The organism is Aquimarina penaris (assembly GCF_040786285.1).
In the GTDB taxonomy this organism is placed as follows: domain Bacteria; phylum Bacteroidota; class Bacteroidia; order Flavobacteriales; family Flavobacteriaceae; genus Aquimarina.
The window spans coordinates 489561-510903 of the sequence record NZ_JBFMKQ010000002.1; the positions used below are offsets into that span (position 1 = coordinate 489561).

Here is a 21343-nt window from a genome sequence, read left to right on the forward strand (position 1 = left end):
TAATTATGGATGCTAGAAAATATCCTATTGGAGAATTTAAATGCCCTGTAAATATAACCTCAACCCATATAGAACAATGGATATCTGATATAGAGAGCTTGCCTTTAAAAATATCTGACCTCGTTTCTGATTTTACTGAAAAACAATTAGAAACCCCATATAGAGAAGGTGGTTGGACAGCTAGACAGGTAATTCATCATATTCATGATAGCCATCATAACGGGTATATTCGGTTTAAATGGGCAATGACAGAAAATAATCCGACCATCAAGGCATATAATGAAAAATTATGGGCAGAACTTTTCGATACTAAATCAGCACCAATTAATTTGTCAATAGACCTTATAAAAGCCTTACATGCTAAATGGGTATACTTTTTAAAAGGATTGTCTGCTGTGGATCTTGAAAAAGAATTTATACATCCAGAGGGTAATATCGCAATTTCATTAGCCGAAGATATTGGCATTTATGCATGGCATGGTAATCATCATTTGGCACATTTAAAAATTATTGCAGCGTTAGGGGATTAGATTTCTATAATCATTCGTTGCATTTCTCGATACCCATCTTTTAAACCTGGATAGTCCAAGTCATAAAAAGAGATGGTTCGAAAACCATTTTTTTGATAAAAGGCCAACGCAGGACTCGTGGTCATTACGTCTAACCACAGTACCTTTTTATTCAAGGATGTGGCATAGTTTATTGTAAATTCCAAACCTTTTTTACCAATACCTAGACCAGTAGAGTTTTTTAATAAATAGATTTTTTCTAATTGAATAGCTTCAGCGTCACCGAAATTAGACACTTTTTCATTTTTTCTAATCTTCAACAATCCTAAATTGGTATCTTTTTTTTGAATTAAGAAATACACAATGTTTTCAACTTTAAAATCCTCCTCAAAAGCCTTTAGGTTGAAACTTAGATTTATATAATAACTGGGATCGTCATTTTTCCAGATATGAGTATAATGTTCGGGATAAAACTGCTGACTAATATGTACCAGGCTTTCAATATCACTTTCTGAACATTTCTTGAAGATGATTTCTGAATGCATACTCTATTCTTTCCATTTTATATTACAACCAATACTAGGTTTTTGATTTTCAGAAACTTGTGCGTTACGTAATACTGCATCTAATGCTTGTCGAAGATCACGCCCATTTACAGGTATTCCGTTACCAGGCCTGGAGTCATCAAGTTGACCTCGGTAGATAAGTTTTGATTCTGCATCAAATAAATAAAAATCTGGCGTACAAGCGGCATCATAGGCCTTTGCCACTTCTTGAGTGGCATCAAATAGATAAGGGAAAGTATAGTTGTTTTTTTGTGCTGTTTTCCACATATGCTCAGGGGCATCTTGAGGATATTTTTCGATATCATTGCTACTAATGGCAACAAAACCAAACCCTTGTGTTCGATAATCATTTGCTACCCGTACAACCTCTTCATTTACATGAATCACAAACGGACAGTGATTACAGATAAACATTACTACAGTTCCTTTTTCGCCACGAACATCTTTTAGTGTTACTGGGTTATTAGTAATTGCATCTACCAGTTTAAAATCTGATGCTAGAGTCCCGATAGGTAGCATATTTGATGGAGTACGTGCCATATTTTTCAATTTATTAAAGGTTCCAAATTACAATTTTCTATATAATAAGTCTAAAAAATTAGTACCTTCGTTACAACTAAATTTAACTTTATGAAATCTTTAGATACTTGGTTTAAAGAATATGCTGTAAGCCATCAAAATAAGACTAATATTGCAATTCATTTTATCTGCGTTCCCGCTATATTCTTTTCTATAGTTGGGTTAATAATGAGTATTCCTAGTGGTTTTTTAGCATCAATTATCCCTGGTAACAATCCATTTATTGAAAACTGGGCTTTTGTAGTGTCATTACTTATCTTACTCTTTTATATCAGACTATCTGTAAAAATGGCCTTGCAAATTCTGATTTTTATAGCTTTTTGTATTATAGCAAATCATTATATAGGTCAATATGCACCTTTATGGTTGGTTTCTTTAATCATCTTTGTAGTTGCATGGATTGGACAGTTTTATGGGCATCATTTAGAAGGAAAAAAGCCATCAGCTGCAGAGGATATACAGTTTTTACTGATCGGTCCAGCATGGGTAATTCAAAAAATGTTCGGAAAGAAGTAGTATGACTTTAAAAGACTGGAAAAATTCGGGTTCTTATTTTAAATATAAAGATAGCTATCAAATATTTTATAAGAAATCGGGTAAGGGAGAGCCTTTGCTCCTTGTACATGGTTTTCCAACATCATCTTGGGATTGGGAAAAAATTTGGGATTCTCTTGTAGATAAATATGAGGTATATACATTAGATATGTTGGGGTATGGTTTTTCTTCAAAACCAATGGATTTTAAATATACGATTTCTGCACAAGTTGATTTGTGGGAAACTTTTCTTGAAGAAAATAACCTCTCTTCTTTCCATATTCTGGCTCATGACTTTGGTGATACTGTTGTACAAGAAATGTTGGCCCGATTTAAAGAAAATCCAGAATATAAATTTGATATTAAATCGGTTTGTTTCTTAAATGGTGGAATGTTTCCTGAAACTAATTTCCCGACTATTACGCAGAAGCTTTTATTAACCCCTCTTGGCGCTATTCTAAAGCATTTTATGGGTAGAAATACACTAGCTAAGAATTTTAAAAAGATCTTTGGGAAAGACACACAGCCTAGCGAGAAAGAGGTAAATGATTTTTGGGAAGTAGTAGACTATAACGATGGTAAAAATGTCATTCCGAAACTTATAAAATACCTAACAGAAAGAGATACCTATAAAATTAGATGGCGAGAGGCTATACAATATACAGATATTCCAAAACGATTAATCGATGGGGGAGTAGATCCAATCTCGGGCAAACATATGGCAGAATTTTATAAAGAAATCGTACCTAATGCAGATGTCGTAATTTTAGAAGACATAGGGCACTATCCCCAAGTTGAAGCTCCGGATGAAGTATTAGAGCATTATTATGATTTTAGAAACAAACTGTCATAATATCATTTAATTTTAGCAACCTCCTCACAGATTACATTTCTTCGCTAAAGAATATGGCATTCATTAATAGTTTATTGGTACCATACCAGAAGGCTCTAAAATTAGTATTATCCGTAAATAAAATTACGTTACCTTTTCCTAGGTCGTTATGCCTAAAGGGAACAGTTCCTGATAACGAATCTAAGTTTTTTTGACTTATATAGCCGCTCAATAATGGGTTTTTGGTATACTTAATAGGGTTGTTGTAGCTTTGTTTGTCGGGTTTTACAAATAATGTAGTATTTCTAAACAAAGCAATCTTATCCTGCTTATACCCAAAATTAATTGGATGAGAACGATCGATTTTTGCTTCGAAAATAGCTCCGCCAATAACCTGGGCACCCGAAAAATCTCGTTTTTGTTCGAAAGATATAGTTTTAGCATCATTCTCAGGTTTCGCAAAATCAATTTTCATAAGTTCATGATTAGCAAAGAACTGTGCTGCATTTCTATACCCTATTAATGTTCCTCCATTGCTAATCCAAGTTTTAATCTTTTCTGCTTTTTCTTTATCAAAACTTTGTCTCCAGCTATTTGGTAAAATAATATGGGAATATCTTGATAAATCTGTTCTAGAGAAATTTCCTGTTTTTAATTTTGTAATAGGAATATCGTATCGTTGATCCATTAGATGCCATACTTCACCTGCATCGTATGGTGTGATACCAGCACCAGTAAATAAGCCTATCTTGGGTAGTTTAAGAGTTCTAAATTGACTACTGCCTAAATCAATTCCTTCTGTAAGTCCTGTAGATACTCCGGTAATATCAATATGATTATCAGTAGCAACTTTTTGAAGTAAAGCATAAAGTTCCTGAGCGTTTAATTTTTGATTCTGTATAGGTATTAGGATAGTACCATAATCATACCTCTTGTTTTCTAATGAAAATGGTTTCATGCCTACTTTTGCTCTAATGCCTTTTGCTAATAGTTGATATAAAGCTCTAGGGCTATAGTATTCGTGCCACTGCATTACATAGGCATAATTACTCTGGTTTACAGCATTAGCATTTCGGTGTTTTAAATCAGAGACTTCTTTACCTACATTAGCAATTGAAATCCTGTCTGCATACTCAAGATTAAAAGCCAAAGGGAATGTCCAGGCAGAAATATCATAAAAAAGACTATCCTGAAATGAAGTTCTCTTCTCGAAAATGGCTTTTAAAAGTCGATTCTGACGTTGATTTTTAGGTACAATATAGCTATATCCTTTTCTAAAGGTTTTATTTCCTGAAGTTATATCTTGTTTAGGTTCATACAACTTAATTTGATGTCTTTTAAGGATTTCGGCTAGATGATATACTGAGGCCGCATCTTGTGAGTTTCCAAAAATATAGGCATCCTTTGCAGGTTCTTTTCTGGCATTATTATAAAAACCTTTTTGGTATTGCAGCAATTCTTTTCGCATTGACTTGGCGGCTTCTAGTGTAGACAAAGCTGCGGTAAACTGATTTCTAATAGTGTATGGAAAAGTAAGTATCCCATTTGCTGTTTGTTGTGCATGTCCGCGAGAACTTGCTTGTTCAAACAAGATTCCAATCCCTCCATTGATATCAGGAAAGGTAGATCCTTTACCGTAATAAAAATCATCAAAATTTTCTTCGGTATAATACAAAGAACCTATTTTGTCAAGTGCGTTAGCATGATAATTGGCTATCTTCTTGGTTAATTCCTGATTAAGTTTAGGGGTAAGAGGGTGTGTTCTGGATTGTATACCCGGTTGGAAAAAGAAAGTGCTATTTGATCCCATTTCATGGTGATCGGTAAGGATGTTCGGATACCACTGGTGAAAGGTTTTAATTCGCGCTTTTGATTCGGGTAATTGCACGGGTAACCAATCGCGATTCATATCAAACCAATAATGATTGGTTCTTCCTCCTGGCCATACTTCACTATATTCTCGATCTTGGGGATCAGTACTCAGGTTTTTACTTTTATTAGTATTTGCCCAATAGGCAAAACGTTGTAAGCCATCTGGGTTCAAAGAAGGGTCTAATAAAATAATAGTATTGTTTAAAAGTTCTTCTATTTCGGGTCCCTGGGCGGCAGCGAGATGATATGCAGCAATCAAAGCCGCATTAGAGCCACTGGGTTCGTTACCATGAATAGAAAATCCTTGATACACGATAACAGGTTGGGTTTCTATTTGTACTGTTTCAGAGCCCGATTCTGTAAGCCGAAGATGTTCTTCTTGTATGTTTTTTAGGTTTTGATGATTTTTTTCTGAAGTGATTGTCAATAATAAAATGGGGCGATCTTCAAAAGTATTTCCTCTGTTTTCTAGTGTTATTCTTGGTGAAACTTCGGCAAGTGTTTTTACGTAATTAACTAATTTATCATGACTAACATGCCATTTCCCAGGGACAAATCCCAAAATACTTTGAGGAGTGGGTATTTCTGGATTATAGGTTGTGTTTTTTGGAAGATAATATTCTAAAGCAAGATCATTTTGAGCAGAGGAGACAAGAGTGGTTAATGCTAAAAAAACAGTAAAGATGTATTTCATTGAATTGTTGAGTTATTCTTTCGATTTGTGAATATAAAAAAAACCGCTTCAGACAATGAAGCGGTTTGCATAACTTTAACTTTAATAAGTCTTTTGTTACTTTCTATATATCATCAAAGCTTACATCTGTAAAGCTTTCTGTAGAAGCAGATATTTCTTCGGTTTTTTCTTCAGTAGAATTGTCATACGACTTTTGATAGTCTTTTTGATGTCTCTCACTGATTACTTCTTCACCTTTTTCTTCAACAATGTAATTCGTCATCTCATTTAAGATTTCTGTAAAGCCAACAAAATCCTCTTTGTAAAGATAAATCTTGTGTTTCTTGTAATGAAACGATCCATCGTCATTAGTGAATTTTTTACTTTCTGTTATTGTCAAATAGTAATCTCCAGCTTTGGTAGCCCTCACATCAAAGAAATATGTTCTTCTTCCTGCGCGTAAAACTTTTGAGAAAATTTCTTCTTTCTCCATCATTTCATTATCACTCATAATCCTTATTTCTTAAATTAATTAATATGCTATGATGGGTTAAAAATCCAAAAAAAATGTTAATCGGACAAAAAAAACTCAAATTTCTTTTTCGCTAAGCTGTTTTAAATAGAGTTCTTTATAGTATCCAGATGCGTTGATTAGTTGATTATGAGTGCCTTGTTGTATTATTTTACCATCTTCAAGAACAATTATTTTATCTGCATTTTTAGCGGTAGAAACTCTGTGACTAACTATAAAAGTGGTTTTATCTTTAGAGATTTTGCTTAAATTTTGCAATATTTCTTCTTCTGTCTCGGTATCGACTGCCGATAAACAATCATCGAAAAGTAAGATTGATGGATTTTTAATTATCGCTCTTGCAATAGAAACACGTTGTTTTTGCCCCCCAGAAAGTGTGATTCCGCGTTCTCCTAAGATAGTGTCATATCCTTTACTAAAACCAATAATATTATCATGTACTACTGCATTTTTTGAAGCTTCATACACTTCGTCATCAGTAGCTTTTTCTTTTCCGAATTTTATATTGTTTTTAATGGTATCACTAAATAAAAAAGCATCTTGTGGTACAAATCCGATATGTTCTCTAAGATTTGTTAGGTTAAGGTTTCTGATTGGAGTTCCATCTATACGTATTTCTCCAGAGGATACATCGTAAAGTCTTCCTATTAGATCTAATATTGTTGATTTACCAGATCCTGTTTTTCCTAATATTCCAATAGTTTCTCCATTTTTAACTTCAAAACTTACTTTTTTTAGGGCGGTTATGTTGGTGTCGTCGTATGTAAATGAAACATTGTCAAAACTAATATTTCCTTTTATTTGAGTTTTCTGTGTTACCCTATTGGTAATTTCGGGTTCCTGACTAAGAAATTCATTAATTCTTACCTGCGATGCTTCGGCTTGTTGTACTATAGAACTAACCCATCCTACTGTTGCAACAGGCCAGGTAAGCATATTAACAAATATTATAAACTCTACAATTACTCCCAGATCCTTTATCGTTCCGTCTAGGAATTGTTTTCCACCTATATAGATTACCAAAATATTACTAAATCCAATCAACAGGACCATTAAAGGAAAAAACAATGCCTGTACTTTGGCTAAATTTAAGTTTTTATCCTTGCTAGTATTAGATAAATTGGTGAAATCTTCTTGTGTTTGAGATTCTAAACCATATGCCTTAATTACAGTAATACCACTAAAAGATTCTTGAGTAAATGTGGTTAATTTTGATAGAAATTCTTGCACTACTGTACTCCGTCTATGTATCGCAACACTAAGCTTATAGATAGATACCGATAATATAGGTAAAGGAGTTACTGTGTATAATGTGAGTTCGGGAGCAATGCTTATCATATACCCAATTACTACTACAAATAAAGTAACGGTATTTACACTGTACATAATTGCAGGACCTACATACATTCTTACTTTAGAAACATCTTCACTAATGCGATTCATGAGATCACCCGTTCGATTTTTTTTATAAAAATTTAGGGACAGTTTTTCATAATGTTGAAAAACTTCATTTTTTAAATCAAATTCTATAAATCGAGAAACTACAATAAAAGTTTGACGCATTAAAAAGGTAAAAAAAGCAGAGATAAGTACAGCTCCTATTATTAATAGGATATTAAGTATAAGATCGCTTTTTACTTGAGCAATATCTGTAATGTCTTTGTTGATATATTGCTCTACCACATCAACAGAGTCACCCACTAATGTGGGAACCAAAGTGGCAAAAATTCTAGCGATTATAGTAATTAAAATACCGATAAGGAGTCGGTATTTATACTTCAAAAAATATTTGTTTAAATGGCGTAATGCGCGCATAAAAGATCTGTCTTTAAAAACTGTTTATTAAATAATTCGTAAAATTTAACAGGTTTGAATTTTAAATTCGTAAAAATACATTATTTTAGCAACCTGATTTTGAATATAATATAATTGTAAAATTTTAATTTTTCACAATATGATAACCGAAGTGCTTACTGCAAATCAATTAAAAAAAGAAGCTCCAGTATTTGGACAACTATCTTTTGATAACCACGAACAAGTTGTTTTTTGTCAAGACAAAGATACAGGATTGAAGGCAATAATTGGTGTGCATAACACAATTTTAGGACCTGCTTTAGGCGGAACCAGAATGTATGATTATAAAACAGAATGGGATGCTTTAAATGATGTTTTAAGATTGTCAAGAGGAATGACATATAAAGCTGCAATCACCGGGTTGAACTTAGGAGGAGGAAAAGCTGTTATTATGGGAGATCCTAAGAAAATTAAGACTCCTGAGTTAATGAAGCGTTTCGGTGAATTTGTGCATACCCTTGGTGGAAAATATTATACTGCCGAAGATGTGGGCATGGAAACATCTGATATGGATACTGTTCGTGAAGTTACCCCATATGTAACCGGAATTTCTGAATCAAAAGGAGGAGCCGGTAATCCATCTCCTGTTACTGCATATGGTGTGTATATGGGAATGAAAGCAGCAACTAAGTTTGCCTACGGTAATGATGGCTTGGGTGGAAAGCGTATTTTGGTTCAAGGAATTGGACATGTAGGCGAGGAGCTTGTGCGTTTAGCATCTGAGGAGGGAGCAAATGTTGTGATAAGTGATATTAATGAAGAAAGACTAGCTGAGGTTAGTGCCAAATATGGTGTGGATATCTATCGTGGAAATGATTTATATGCAGAAACTGCAGATATTTATGCTCCTTGTGCTCTGGGTGCCACAGTTAATAATGATACGATAAATAAACTGAAGGTTAAGGTGATTGCTGGAGCTGCCAACAATCAACTAGCCGATGAGAATATTCATGGGCCTTTATTACAAAAGAAAGGAATTGTCTATGCACCTGACTTTTTGATCAATGCAGGAGGTATTATTAATGTCTATGCAGAAATAGAAGGGTATGGGAGAGAACAAATCATGGCTAAGACCGAGAATATTTATAATACAACATTAGATATACTAAATAGAGCAAAAGCTACTAGTATTACAACTAATGCTGCTGCAATTGGTATTGCAGAAGATAGAATTGCTGCTAGAAAAAAATAGCAGTAGTCCTATTGTTTGAAAATTTAAATTAACTAGTTATAAAAAAGTACTTTTTAGATAGCTAGATTAAAAATAATAGTATTTTTGCAGGGCGAAAGTGAATATATACTTTCGCCCAATTTTTTTAATATAAAGTTCTTTGTAATTTTCTATGTTAACCAGAAGACATATTAGAGTAAAAGTAATGCAGTCCCTATATTCTATAGAGCAGACGCAAAACGACAACCTCGATAAAGAAGAAAAGTTTCTTCTTTTTAGTATTGATCAGATGTATGATTTGTTTCTTATAAATCTTCAACTTCTGGTGGAAATTAAAAAACACGCTGCTGATTATTTGGCAAAAAGCAAAAAAAAGTACCTCGCTACTTCCGAAGAAAAAAACCCGAATACTAAATTCATCCATAATGAAGTTTTGTTGTTATTAGAAAACAACACACAGCTTAAAGCAGAAATTGAGCGTAAAAAGCTTAATTGCTGGGATTTAGATGATGAGTATGTGAAAATATTATGGGGTGAAATTAAGGAAAGTGAATTGTATAAGGATTACATGAACACTACCTTAAGTTCTTTTAGAGAAGACAAAGATTTTTTACTTGATGTATTTAAGGAAGTCATTGCACCAAACGATAAGCTGTATGAATACTTCGAGGATAAGAAGCTTACCTGGGTAGATGATTTACCACTTGTAAATACGGCGATCATCAAAATGCTTCGTAAAATCAAAGCATCTCATGACGAGAATGTATCACTGCCAAAGTTGTATAAAGATATCGATGATAAGAAATTTGCCACAGATATCCTTAAAAAAACGGTACTTAACGGAAATGAGTTTACAAAAGAAATCGATGGTAAGACTCCAAATTGGGATAAAGATCGTATCGCAGAATTAGACAAAGCCATCATTAAAATGGCAATTTGCGAGTTTGTGAAGTTTCCATCAATACCGGTAAAAGTAACAATTAACGAATATTTAGAAATTGCAAAAGAATATAGTACTCCTAAAAGTAGTATTTTTATCAATGGTATCCTTGATAAGATTTCTAAGGAGTATCAAGAGAGCGGTAAACTAAATAAAGTTGGCCGTGGACTTATGTAGTTCAAAAAAAATAGTATTTTTAACCCTCAATTTAATTTAAAACCCAAGTAATGAAAAAAGGAATCTTAATTTTAGCCGGAGTTTTTGCTATGACATTTGTGTCTTGTAAAGACGATGCGGCAAAAAAAGTTAAAGAAGAAAATGTTGAAATAGCGGCTGAGCGTGATGCAAAGAACACAGATTTTCCTGTAATGACTTTTGCAGAAACTGAGCACGATTTCGGAACAATCAATGAAGGAGATGTTGTAGAGCATAAATTTAGTTTTACAAACACAGGTAAAGCTCCTTTAGTTATTGTAAGTGCAAAAGGAAGTTGTGGATGTACTGTACCAGAATGGCCAAAAGAGCCAATCGCTCCAGGTGCACAAGCAGAGATGTTAGTGAAGTTTAACTCTAACGGAAAGCCAAATCAGCAAACCAAGCAAGTTACAATTACTGCTAATACTGAGGCTGGAAAAGAAATTCTTAAGATTAAAGCTATGGTAACTCCAAAAGCTAAACCAGCAAGCGGAACGCCAACAAGCAAGTAATTTTATGGAACAAATACAACAGTTTCTTCCTTTTATATTAATATTTGTGGTGATGTATTTTTTTATGATACGCCCGCAGATGCAAAAAGCAAAAAAGGAGAAAAAATTTGCTGAAGAACTTAAAAAAGGGGATCGCGTAGTAACAAAAAGCGGTCTTCATGGTAAAGTTTTTGATTTCAGTGAAAAGAATAATGCTGTTATTATTGAAACAGGATCTGGTAAATTAACTTATGATAAGTCTGCAATTTCTTTGGAGATGAGTCAAAAATTAAACAAACCAACCGAAAAAAGTAAGTAATAACTAGCCTACTTAATTTAAAAGCGCGATACAAAACTAAGTTGTATCGCGCTTTTTTTTGGATAAAATAGTACTTACTAACGTTTAGCCGTCAATTCTGCAATCCTAACAATAACCTCAACGGCTTTAATCATACTCTCTACAGGAACATACTCATATCGTCCATGAAAATTATGGCCACCAGCAAAAATATTAGGACACGGTAATCCCATATAGCTTAATTGTGACCCATCTGTTCCTCCACGAATTGGTTTTATTAACGGAGTAATATCAAGGGATTTCATAGCTTCTTCTGCAATATCAACAATATGCATCATAGGCTCGACTTTTTCTCGCATATTGTAGTATTGATCTTTGATTTCAATTTTTACAATTTCTTTGTCGTATTGACTATTCATTGTAGAGGCTAATCTTGTCATTACTTCTTTTCTGGCTTCAAAATCCTGTTTGTCATGATCTCTTATGATATAGAGCAATTGGGTTTGCTCTACATTACCTTTTATATCATGCAAATGATAAAAACCTTCGCGCCCGCTAGTATGTTCTGGTGTTTCTGTTCTGGGTAAAGCATTAATAAACTCTTGAGCAATATACATGCTGTTGATCATTTTTCCTTTTGCATAGCCTGGATGTACAATCTTACCCTGGACGGTTACTACAGCTCCTGCCGCATTGAAATTTTCGTATTCTAGTTCGCCAATTTGACTGCCATCCATAGTATAGGCCCAATCGGCCCCAAATTTCTTAACATCAAACTTATGAGCGCCTCTACCAATCTCCTCATCAGGAGTGAATCCAACGCGAATTTTTCCGTGTTTGATTTCTGGATGTTGTATGAGATACTCCATCGCAGAAACTATTTCGGCAATTCCTGCTTTGTCATCGGCTCCTAATAACGTGGTTCCATCTGTGGTAATTAATGTTTGTCCTTTGTATAGTTTAAGATCTTCAAAATAATCAGGAGAGAGAATAATATTTTCTGATTCGTTTAGTATGATGTCTTTCCCGTCATAATTCTCGATAATTTGTGGATTAACGTTGGCTCCAGTAAAATCGGGAGTGGTATCAAAATGTGATATAAAGCCAATGGTAGGGACTTCTTTATCTATATTAGAAGGTAATGTTGCCATGATGTAGGCATTCTCATCGATCGTTACTTCGTCTAATCCAATCGCTTTTAGCTCTTCTACTAATTTATTTGCCAAATCCCATTGCTTATCGGTACTAGGAGTAGTATTGCTTTCTGGATCACTTTCGGTGTCGATCGTTACATAACTTATAAACCTATTTATGATATGTTTTTTTGAAATCATATTTTGATAAAAATTCATTTTTTTTAGATTATTATTGAATTTTTTTTAACAAAAACAATCTATAAATGTTAATAATATTAAAAACCAGTCAATCTGTTGCGTAATTTCTATTACATTTAAATACACAATCATCCAATTATTAATCAAAAATATAATTATGTTTAGACTTTACGTAATGGTATTGTTGTTTTCTTTTGGGCTTACAACAATTGCCACAGCACAAGAAGTGTCTGGAACAGTTTTAGATGATCAATCACAACCACTTCCTGGTGTTTCGGTTGTTATTAAAGGTACCGAAACAGGTACAGTAACAGATTTTGACGGTAAATATACGATAGAGGCCGATTCGGGGCAGATTTTGGTTTTTTCTTATGTAGGGTTCGAAAAGCAGGAAATTGTAGTTTCTGGCCCAACATTAGATGTCACATTACAATCGGGAGTATCCTTAGATGAGGTAATATTAGTAGGTACAAGAAATGTTAATCGTACAGTTACAGAAACTCCGGTTCCTATCGATATATTAGATATTAAAGAACTTGCCACAGCAACTCCACAAGTAAACCTTAATCAGATTCTTAATTACGTTGCACCATCTTTTTCTTCTAATACACAAACGATTTCTGATGGTACAGATCATATCGATCCTGCATCCTTAAGAGGTTTAGGACCCGATCAGGTTTTGGTTTTGGTGAACGGGAAAAGACGCCATACTACATCACTGGTTAATGTAAATGGTACTTTTGGTAGAGGTAGTGTAGGGACAGATCTTAATGCAATTCCGGCAGCATCTATACAACGAATAGAAGTGCTAAGAGATGGTGCCTCGGCACAGTATGGATCTGATGCTATAGCAGGTGTAATTAATATTGTACTTAATAAAAGTGTAAATGAACTTAATCTTTCAATCACTAGTGGAGCTAATGTTTCAAGAAATGCTGAAGAGCAAACCGGTGGCATTGATGGCGAAACGATTAATGTAGCCGCTAGTTATGGATTGGCACTAGGAGAAAAAGGAGGTTTTATCAATTTTAGTGGTGATTTTGATTATAGGGATTATTATAGTCGAATGAAAGAATGGGAAGGGAATATTTTTCATGGTCAAAATGCCATAGAAAGAGTGGCGATAGAATCTGGAGTAACAGATATTTCAAATCTTACCCCAGCTCAAGTACGATCATTTGGTAGCCAGGTTACCTATTTTGATCAAAGCTTAAGAGATAATATTTTAAACGCAGCTAGTTTGGATGCAATATATGGTGTAAATGCAGGCTCGGCTTCTGTTGCGGGATTTCTTTCAGAATTAACATTTAACGATAATGGGGGTGTAACTGGGATTAGGCCACTTGATTTTACCGATCAAGAATTAGCGGCTCGTGGTCAATCCAGATCTGATTATAACATGCGAGTGGGACAATCAGAACTTAGAGGGGGACGTTTTTTTGCAAACTTTTCTTTGCCATTAGACGATAATGACACCGAGCTGTATTCTTTTGCAGGTATAAGTTCAAGAAGAGGTAACTCTGCGGGATTCTATAGACTTCCAAATCAAGAAAGAACATATACACCTGCATATATTAATGGATTTTTACCTGAAATTAATTCAAAAATCAATGATCAATCCATAGCCATTGGTATCAAAGGAAAAATAGGAGAATGGAGTGTAGATTTCAGCAATACTTACGGAAAAAATAGTTTTTTATATACGATTTCCAATACGTCTAACGCTTCTCTTTTAAATGCTACCCCTACCACTTTTGATGCGGGTGGATTTTCTTTCCTTCAAAATACAACCAATCTAGATATCACAAAGTTCTATGAGGATATATTTTCTGGCTTTAATGTTGCTTTTGGAGCCGAACACAGGTTAGAAAATTATGAAATTGTTGCCGGAGAAGAGGAGTCCTATACACAGTATGATCCAAGCGGACGCCCTGTAGGCCCAGTCACCATATTTGATGCTTTAGGAAATCCTATTAATACAATTGTAACAGAAGCGCCCGAAGATGTGTTTGGTAGAACTCGTCCGGGAGGATCACAAGTTTTTCCAGGATTTAGTCCGGCAAATGAGTTATCTCGAAATAGAACCAGTATTGCTGGGTATTTGGATTTTGAAGCTGATTTTACGGAGAAATTTTTAGTAAGTTTTGCTACCAGATTTGAAGATTATAGTGATTTTGGGTCTACAATAAACTTTAAAGTTGCTACTCGCTATAAGGTTACAGATGATATTAATATAAGAGCGGCAGGTAATACAGGGTTTAGAGCACCATCGTTACATCAGCTAAACTTTAACTCTACATCTACAATTTTTGACAATTTCGGTAATCCTCAAGAGGTAGGTACATTTGCCAATGACAGTAGAGCAGCTAATCTACTTGGGATTCCGCAATTAAAAGAAGAAACTTCGCGAAGTATATCTATAGGAACAACAGCAAAAATACCTGGCCTTAATTTATCAATTACTGTAGATGGATATTTCGTAGCGATAGATGATAGGGTAGTTTTTACAGGGCAATTTAGAGGCCCCGGAACAGGAACCGAATTGGATAACCTATTGGCTCAGGCTAATGCAACAAGGGCTGCGTTTTTTGCCAATGCTATTGATACAGAATCCAAAGGATTAGATGTGGTGATTACGCATAAAACAGGTATTGGTGCCAACATGGAACTGAAATCTGATTTGGCAGCTACCTTTTCTCAAACAAGAAAAGTTGGAGATATACAAGCTTCTGAAGTATTAGAGGCTGCAGGCTTAATAGATACATATTTCCCTGAGGATAGTAGAGTGTATCTCGAAGAAGCAGTACCAAGAACTAAGATTAATTTATCGAATAGTTTAACAACAAATAAATTCAATGTCTTTTTAAGGAATGTATATTTTGGAGAAGTGACTGAAGCCACCACAACTATTGAAAACCAACAAGTGTTTGGTGCAAAAGTGGTTACTGACCTTTCTTTTGGATATAAAGCCACCGAAAATTTTACTATTACTATAGGGGCAAATAATCTTTTTGATATTTATCCCGACAGAGCCGAAGAAGAATTTGGTAATAGAAGTAGTGGGAGGTTCGATTGGTCTCGTAGATCACAACAGTTTGGCATAGGTGGTCGATTTTTGTTTGCCAGACTTAGTGTTGTTTTAAAATAGCAAAATAATCGTTTCAAAAATTTGTAAGCCCATTCCATAATTTCAGAATGGGCTTTATTCTTTAAAATCTTTTCTCAGTTCGTTACTAAACCTCTATTTTTGCGCAAGCAAAATCATCATCAATGTATAAACTTCTAGTTCGTTCAATATTATTCGGGTTTGATCCTGAAAGGGTACATCATTTTACGTTTAAAACAATACGATTTATTAATAGAATTCCTTTAATGTCATCTGTGATTAAGGGGATGTATCGTAATAATAATCCTAAGCTGGGAAGAGAGGTTTTTGGTTTAAAATTTAAAAATCCGGTTGGTTTAGCTGCTGGATTTGATAAAGATGCTAAGTTATTTAATGAATTATCTGATTTTGGCTTTGGATTTATCGAGATCGGAACGTTGACCCCTAAGCCACAAGCCGGAAACCCTAAAAAGCGATTATTCAGACTTAAAAAAGATAACGCAATTATCAATAGAATGGGTTTCAATAATGGAGGTGTCGAAGATGCTGTGAAGCGATTAAAAAAAAATAAAGGAGTTCTAATTGGTGGAAATATTGGTAAGAATAAGATAACCCCTAATGAAAATGCAGTAGAAGATTACAATACGTGTTTTGATGCTTTATTTGACTATGTGGATTACTTTGTGGTCAATGTGAGCTCTCCAAATACACCTAACCTAAGAGCATTACAAGATAAAGAACCTCTAACAGCGCTCTTAAATACTTTGCAAGAGAAAAACCTGCAGAAGCCTAAACAAAAACCTATTTTATTAAAAATAGCGCCAGATTTAACAAACGAGCAGCTATTGGATATTATCGACATTGTTAAGGAAACTAAAATTGCAGGAGTAATAGCAACAAATACCACTATTTCTCGCGAAGGTTTACAATCCAACCCTGATTTATCAAATGAAACAGGAGGACTTAGTGGTAAACCATTAACGGTTAGGTCTACAGAAGTGATTCGGTTTTTATCTGAACAAAGCAACAAAGCTTTTCCCATTATTGGAGTAGGAGGCATACACTCTGCTCAAGATGCTATAGAAAAATTGGAAGCGGGAGCAAGTTTGGTACAATTGTATACAGGTTTTATTTACGAAGGCCCTAAGTTGATCAAGGATATAAATAAAGCTATACTAAGCAACTAGTTTTATGGATATAAATTACGAAATTCTGTATACATTTATTATAGCTTCATCGGCTTTAGCTATTTCGCCCGGCCCTGATAATATATTTGTTTTAATGCAGAGTATAGTAAACGGCAAGAAATACGGATTAGCTGTGGTTGCCGGTTTAATGACGGGATGTTTTGTGCATACAACCTTAGTAGCATTTGGAGTATCGGCTTTAATTAAACAAAGTGATACTTTGTTTTTTATAATAAAGCTTTTTGGAGCGTTATATTTATTTTTTCTTGCTTTTAAAGTTTTTAAAAGTGAATCAACAATACAACTTTCTGGAGAAACAGTAGAGAAAAAGAGTGTAGGTCAATTGTATAGACAAGGTTTTATAATGAATGTGTTAAATCCTAAAGTGTCAATATTTTTTTTGGCTTTCTTCCCGGGATTTTTGTTTAGTACAACGTTAAGTAGTGTTTTTCAATTTTATATATTGGGAACATTATTTGTATTAGATGGTATCCTTATTTTCGGGCTGATTGCGATATTGTCTGGAGCTATTTCTAATTTTATTAAACAAAATTCTAAGGTAGGAGTGTTTCTAAAATGGCTACAGATTATTGTCTTTATAGGAATCGGAATTTTTATCTTATTTTCTGAAAAATAATCATACTTTTATACTCTAAGTTGAACTTCTTTTATTTTGATGCTCTACAATGGCCGAAAAAGTAAAAATTATTGAATGCCCCAGAGATGCTATGCAAGGCATAAAGGAGTTTATTCCTACCGAAAAAAAGGTTCAATATATTCAATCTTTATTGCGTTGCGGTTTTGATACTATCGATTTTGGGAGTTTTGTGTCGCCTAAAGCTATACCACAAATGGTGGATACTGCAGAGGTGTTATCACAATTAGATATATCGAGTACAGAAAGTAAGCTTTTGGCAATCATTGCGAATGTAAGAGGAGCAAATGATGCTGCACAGCATCCCGAAATAGATTATTTGGGGTATCCTTTCTCAATTTCTGAGAATTTTCAGATGCGTAATACGCACAAAACGATAGCAGAATCTGTAGTAACATTACAAGAAATCTTAAATATTGCGGATAAAGCAAATAAGAAAGTAGTAGCGTATCTTTCTATGGGTTTTGGTAATCCATATGGAGATCCTTGGGATGTTGAGATTGTGGGTGAATGGACAGAGAAATTAAGTGATATGGGAGTAAAGATTCTTTCATTGTCTGATACAGTGGGAACATCGACACCAGAAATAATCGATTATTTGTTTTCTAACCTTATATCCAAATATCCAGAGATAGAATTCGGGGCGCATTTGCATACTACGCCTACTACGTGGCATGAGAAAGTAGATGCTGCATATAAAGCGGGGTGTAGGCGTTTTGATGGTGCAATCCAAGGTTTTGGAGGTTGCCCTATGGCCAAGGATGAGCTTACAGGCAATATGCCAACCGAACGTATGGTTTCGTATTTTACTTCGGTAAAAGCAGATTCTAATGTAAGGCCCATGAGTTTCGAATCTTCATATAATGAAGCCACAAAAATATTTTCAGAATATCATTGATTAATTATAGAGAATGAAAAAATATACCAAGACTATCGGTTTATTATTGCTTGCAGTACTTATTATTATGCAATTTATCAGATTGGATAAAAATGAATCGGGTTATGAATCTGTTGCATTTTTTGAGAATGAAACCAAACCCTCGGATCAAATAAAAGCAATTTTAAAAGATAATTGTTATGATTGCCACAGTAATCAAACTAATTATCCGTGGTATGCAGAAGTAGCCCCTGTCTCTTATTGGTTAGCGCATCATGTAGATGAAGGTAAAGAACATTTTAATATATCGGCCTGGAAAGAATATCCCACTAAAAAGAAAGATCATAAACTAGAAGAACTCATTGAAGAAGTTGAAGAGGGAGAGATGCCTCTTTCTTCATATACCTGGCTTCATGGTAATCTTACCAAAGAAGAACAAGAACTATTGATCAATTGGGTAAAAGCGTTGAGAACTCAATATGGTATAAAACAATAGTATTTTTCTTCTACTTTTTGATAATCAATACCTTAAGGTTGCTTCCCTATTAAGGGAGTTAATTTTATTTAGATTTAATACAAATAAAGTTTGTGAAATACATTTTGATGAATATATTTGCACAGCAATAATTAACTATTTGTATTAAGTCTAAATAAAAATCAATGAAAATAAATAATCTATTAAATCTAATGTGTTTATCGGCAGTGCTTATGTTAGGCTCATGTTCTGATGATGACGATACTATTTTTATTCCAGAAGCTCAAGTTGAAGCTCCTGCGACTTATGTTTTCGAACGTAACGGAGAGAGTTCAGTAAGTTTTGGAGGACAAACTACTCGTATAGCAATGTCTGAAGAAATTATAAGCGCATTTAAAAACGAAACTCTAAGTGAGGAAGTTTTAGCGAATATGTTTGCTCATGTAGAAGGAGCAAATGATTTTTCGACCGCAGCACTTAATGATTCAGATAAAAGTGTGCGTAGTAAAACTGCTGCATCAAGAGATTACTTTTTTGATAATGCTACTGTAGCTACCGAAATTAAAGAAGAATTTGATGGTTGGATTAAAAGTCAGGTAGATGAGGTATTTATAAATTGGACCACTCCTGCAACAGAAGGTGTAGCTGGTTTTATCGAAGAAGGTGGGGCAGATCCTGCTACAAGATATGTAAATGCAAAAGGATTAGAATTAAATCAAGCATTTGCAAAAAGTTTGATAGGAGCATTAATGGCTGATCAAGCGCTTAATAATTATTTAGGAACCTTGATACTTGACGAAGCCGATAATAGAACTAATAATGATAATGATGTAGTAGCAGAAGGTAAAAATTATACTACTATGGAGCATAAATGGGATGAGGCCTATGGGTATCTTTATGGTGCTTCTGCAGATGCAGCTAACCCGAACGCAACAATTGGTGATGATGATAGTTTTCTGAACAAGTATATCGGCAGAGTAGAAGGTGACACAGATTTTGCAGGAATTGCAGCCGATATTTACAATGCTTTTAAATTAGGAAGAGCCGCAATTGTAGCAAAAGATTATACACTTAGAGATCAACAAGCTGCAATTATCAGAGAAAAGGTGTCTGAAGTTATAGGTGTTAGAGCTGTATATTATCTACAGCAAGGTAAGAATGCTATAGAAGCAACTACTGTTGATTATGCTAGTGCTTTCCATGATCTTTCTGAAGGGTATGGATTTATATATAGCCTACAGTTTACTAGAAACCCAATTACAGATGCCCCGTATTTTAGCCGAGAAGAAGTAGAAGGATTTATTAATCAGTTAATGGGTGGTACTAATGGATTATGGAATGTTACTCCAGAAACATTACAAACTATCTCTGAAGCTATTGCAGCTAAATTCAATTTTACTGTGGATCAGGCAGGAAGTTAAAAGAGTAAACAAAATATAAAATGAGAAAAAAGAGGTTGGAAATTATATGTTATTCGGCCTCTTTTTTTACATTTGCACATCTTTATTAAGAATAAATAAAAATAATATGAAGAAGTTTTTGCTTTCATTTTCTGTTTTAGCAATATTTTTAACAGCTTGTTCGTCTAGTGATGAAGGAGGAACCGTAGTACCTGGAGATAGTTTTGATAGAAAAGCCATGCTTGAGAATATGGCAGATAATATGATCATCCCGGCATATCAAAATTTTTCTAATGATATGAGTGCACTAAAAGATGCGGCTACAAACTTTACTACCACCACCAACGAGGATAATTTTAATAATCTTCGATCAACATGGTCTGATGCGTACATTTCATGGCAGTCTGTGAATATATTTGAGATAGGTAAGGCAGAAGAGCTTTCTTTTAGAAATTTCATGAATGTATATCCAGTAAATACAACAAATATAGAGAGTAATATTAGCTCTGGATCTTATGATCTCACTGCTGTTTCACAACAAGATGAACAAGGTTTTGCTGCTTTAGATTACTTAATTAATGGATTGTCTGATACCGATGCCGCAACTATAGCCTTTTATACAGATGGTACTAATGGAACTAACTATAGAAACTATCTTATGGATGTGGTTAATCGCATGGATGTGCTTACGACCACTATAGTTACAGATTGGACTAATGGATACCGGGATACTTTTGTTAATAATAGTGGATCATCTGCTACAAGTTCTGTCGATAAAATTGTAAACGATTATCTATTTCATTTTGAAAAACATTTACGTGCCGGAAAAATAGGTATTCCTGCTGGGGTTTTTGCGCAAGGAGAGACTTTTCCTGATAAGGTTGAAGCTTTTTATGATGGAGGTTTTTCGAAAACGCTTTTTATGGCAAACCTAAAGGCCATGCAAGACTTTTTTAATGGAAAACATTTTAGTAGTGCTACCACCGGAGAGAGTTTTAATACTTATTTAGATTTTTTAAATACTATCAAAGAAGGTGAAGATTTAGCAAAACTTATTAACGATCAGTTTGATGTTGCAAAAACTACTGCTTCAGGCTTAAATGACGATTTCTCGAGCCAAATCAAAACAAATAATACATCAATGCTTAGAGTATATGATGAGCTACAGAAAAATGTGATTTTCCTAAAAGTTGATATGCTTCAGGCGTTATCAATTAGTGTAGATTTTGTGGATGCCGATGGAGATTAGATAGTTTCAATACG

At 34.3% G+C, this 21343-nt stretch carries 20 protein-coding genes; 14 read left to right on the forward strand and 6 right to left on the reverse strand.

All coding sequences use genetic code 11. From position 1 onward, the window contains the following. Nucleotides 1-5: 5 nt before the first annotated feature. Nucleotides 6-530 carry a YfiT family bacillithiol transferase gene (locus tag ABW637_RS11745; RefSeq protein ID WP_367584886.1) on the forward strand — a complete coding sequence of 175 codons (525 nt, stop codon included), beginning with the start codon at nt 6-8 and terminating at the stop codon, nt 528-530. Here ABW637_RS11745 and ABW637_RS11750 read toward each other — a convergent pair. Together ABW637_RS11750 and ABW637_RS11755 are read right to left on the reverse strand one after the other, a co-directional pair. Next, nucleotides 527-1054, reverse strand: a complete 528-nt coding sequence (locus ABW637_RS11750; protein WP_367584887.1) for a GNAT family N-acetyltransferase — start codon at nt 1052-1054, stop codon at nt 527-529. The genes ABW637_RS11745 and ABW637_RS11750 overlap by 4 nt on opposite strands. A 3-nt stretch (nt 1055-1057) precedes the next feature. After that, nucleotides 1058-1615: a thioredoxin family protein gene (locus tag ABW637_RS11755; protein WP_367584888.1), complete on the reverse strand. Its 558-nt coding sequence runs from the start codon at nt 1613-1615 to the stop codon at nt 1058-1060. A 90-nt stretch (nt 1616-1705) separates the two neighbouring features. Here ABW637_RS11755 and ABW637_RS11760 point away from each other — a divergent pair, with 90 nt between their 5' ends. Together ABW637_RS11760 and ABW637_RS11765 are read left to right on the forward strand one after the other, a co-directional pair. Then, the gene (locus ABW637_RS11760; RefSeq protein WP_367584889.1) at nt 1706-2170 is read left to right on the forward strand and encodes an Mpo1 family 2-hydroxy fatty acid dioxygenase; all 465 of its coding nucleotides are present in this window, start codon (nt 1706-1708) and stop codon (nt 2168-2170) included. Between the two features lies 1 nt (nt 2171). Beyond that, entirely contained in the window at nt 2172-3041 is an 870-nt protein-coding gene (locus ABW637_RS11765) for an alpha/beta fold hydrolase (RefSeq protein ID WP_367584890.1), read from the forward strand. Between the two features lie 31 nt (nt 3042-3072). Here the strand turns inward: ABW637_RS11765 and ABW637_RS11770 are convergent, their stop codons facing one another. The 3 genes from ABW637_RS11770 to ABW637_RS11780 all read right to left on the reverse strand — a co-directional run bounded on the left by ABW637_RS11770 (nt 3073) and on the right by ABW637_RS11780 (nt 7912). Beyond that, nucleotides 3073-5586 (reverse strand): M14 family metallopeptidase, encoded by a 2514-nt coding sequence (locus ABW637_RS11770; protein WP_367584891.1) that lies wholly within the window; start codon nt 5584-5586, stop codon nt 3073-3075. A 103-nt stretch (nt 5587-5689) separates the two neighbouring features. Next, nucleotides 5690-6076, reverse strand: a complete 387-nt coding sequence (locus ABW637_RS11775) for a PUR family DNA/RNA-binding protein (RefSeq protein ID WP_367584892.1) — start codon at nt 6074-6076, stop codon at nt 5690-5692. 78 nt (nt 6077-6154) lie between these two features. Next, the gene (locus ABW637_RS11780) at nt 6155-7912 is read right to left on the reverse strand and encodes an ABC transporter ATP-binding protein (protein WP_367584893.1); all 1758 of its coding nucleotides are present in this window, start codon (nt 7910-7912) and stop codon (nt 6155-6157) included. Between the two features lie 139 nt (nt 7913-8051). Here ABW637_RS11780 and ABW637_RS11785 point away from each other — a divergent pair, with 139 nt between their 5' ends. From ABW637_RS11785 to yajC, 4 genes are all read left to right on the forward strand, one after another. Continuing rightward, nucleotides 8052-9143, forward strand: coding sequence for a Leu/Phe/Val dehydrogenase (locus ABW637_RS11785; RefSeq protein ID WP_367584894.1), 1092 nt, complete (start codon nt 8052-8054; stop codon nt 9141-9143). Nucleotides 9144-9294: 151 nt separating this feature from the next. After that, on the forward strand, nt 9295-10239 hold the full coding sequence (nusB, locus tag ABW637_RS11790) for a transcription antitermination factor NusB (protein WP_367584895.1): 945 nt from the start codon (nt 9295-9297) through the stop codon (nt 10237-10239). Between the two features lie 50 nt (nt 10240-10289). Beyond that, nucleotides 10290-10769: a DUF1573 domain-containing protein gene (locus tag ABW637_RS11795; protein WP_367584896.1), complete on the forward strand. Its 480-nt coding sequence runs from the start codon at nt 10290-10292 to the stop codon at nt 10767-10769. Nucleotides 10770-10773: 4 nt separating this feature from the next. Then, nucleotides 10774-11067 carry a preprotein translocase subunit YajC gene (gene yajC, locus ABW637_RS11800; protein ID WP_367584897.1) on the forward strand — a complete coding sequence of 98 codons (294 nt, stop codon included), beginning with the start codon at nt 10774-10776 and terminating at the stop codon, nt 11065-11067. A gap of 77 nt (nt 11068-11144) precedes the next feature. Here the strand turns inward: yajC and pepT are convergent, their stop codons facing one another. After that, nucleotides 11145-12380 (reverse strand): peptidase T, encoded by a 1236-nt coding sequence (pepT, locus tag ABW637_RS11805; protein WP_367584898.1) that lies wholly within the window; start codon nt 12378-12380, stop codon nt 11145-11147. A 157-nt stretch (nt 12381-12537) separates the two neighbouring features. Here pepT and ABW637_RS11810 point away from each other — a divergent pair, with 157 nt between their 5' ends. The 7 genes from ABW637_RS11810 to ABW637_RS11840 all read left to right on the forward strand — a co-directional run bounded on the left by ABW637_RS11810 (nt 12538) and on the right by ABW637_RS11840 (nt 21329). Beyond that, entirely contained in the window at nt 12538-15528 is a 2991-nt protein-coding gene (locus ABW637_RS11810) for a TonB-dependent receptor (RefSeq protein ID WP_367584899.1), read from the forward strand. Nucleotides 15529-15650: 122 nt separating this feature from the next. Further along, on the forward strand, nt 15651-16673 hold the full coding sequence (locus ABW637_RS11815; protein ID WP_367584900.1) for a quinone-dependent dihydroorotate dehydrogenase: 1023 nt from the start codon (nt 15651-15653) through the stop codon (nt 16671-16673). A gap of 4 nt (nt 16674-16677) precedes the next feature. After that, the gene (locus ABW637_RS11820; RefSeq protein WP_367584901.1) at nt 16678-17310 is read left to right on the forward strand and encodes a LysE family translocator; all 633 of its coding nucleotides are present in this window, start codon (nt 16678-16680) and stop codon (nt 17308-17310) included. Between the two features lie 49 nt (nt 17311-17359). Next, nucleotides 17360-18226, forward strand: a complete 867-nt coding sequence (locus ABW637_RS11825) for a hydroxymethylglutaryl-CoA lyase (protein WP_367584902.1) — start codon at nt 17360-17362, stop codon at nt 18224-18226. Nucleotides 18227-18239: 13 nt separating this feature from the next. Further along, complete coding sequence (locus ABW637_RS11830; protein ID WP_367584903.1) at nt 18240-18701, forward strand: heme-binding domain-containing protein; 462 nt, start codon at nt 18240-18242, stop codon at nt 18699-18701. A gap of 164 nt (nt 18702-18865) precedes the next feature. Further along, nucleotides 18866-20101, forward strand: a complete 1236-nt coding sequence (locus ABW637_RS11835; protein ID WP_367584904.1) for a DUF4856 domain-containing protein — start codon at nt 18866-18868, stop codon at nt 20099-20101. Nucleotides 20102-20207: 106 nt separating this feature from the next. After that, entirely contained in the window at nt 20208-21329 is a 1122-nt protein-coding gene (locus ABW637_RS11840; protein WP_367584905.1) for an imelysin family protein, read from the forward strand. The last annotated feature ends 14 nt before the right edge of the window (nt 21330-21343 follow it).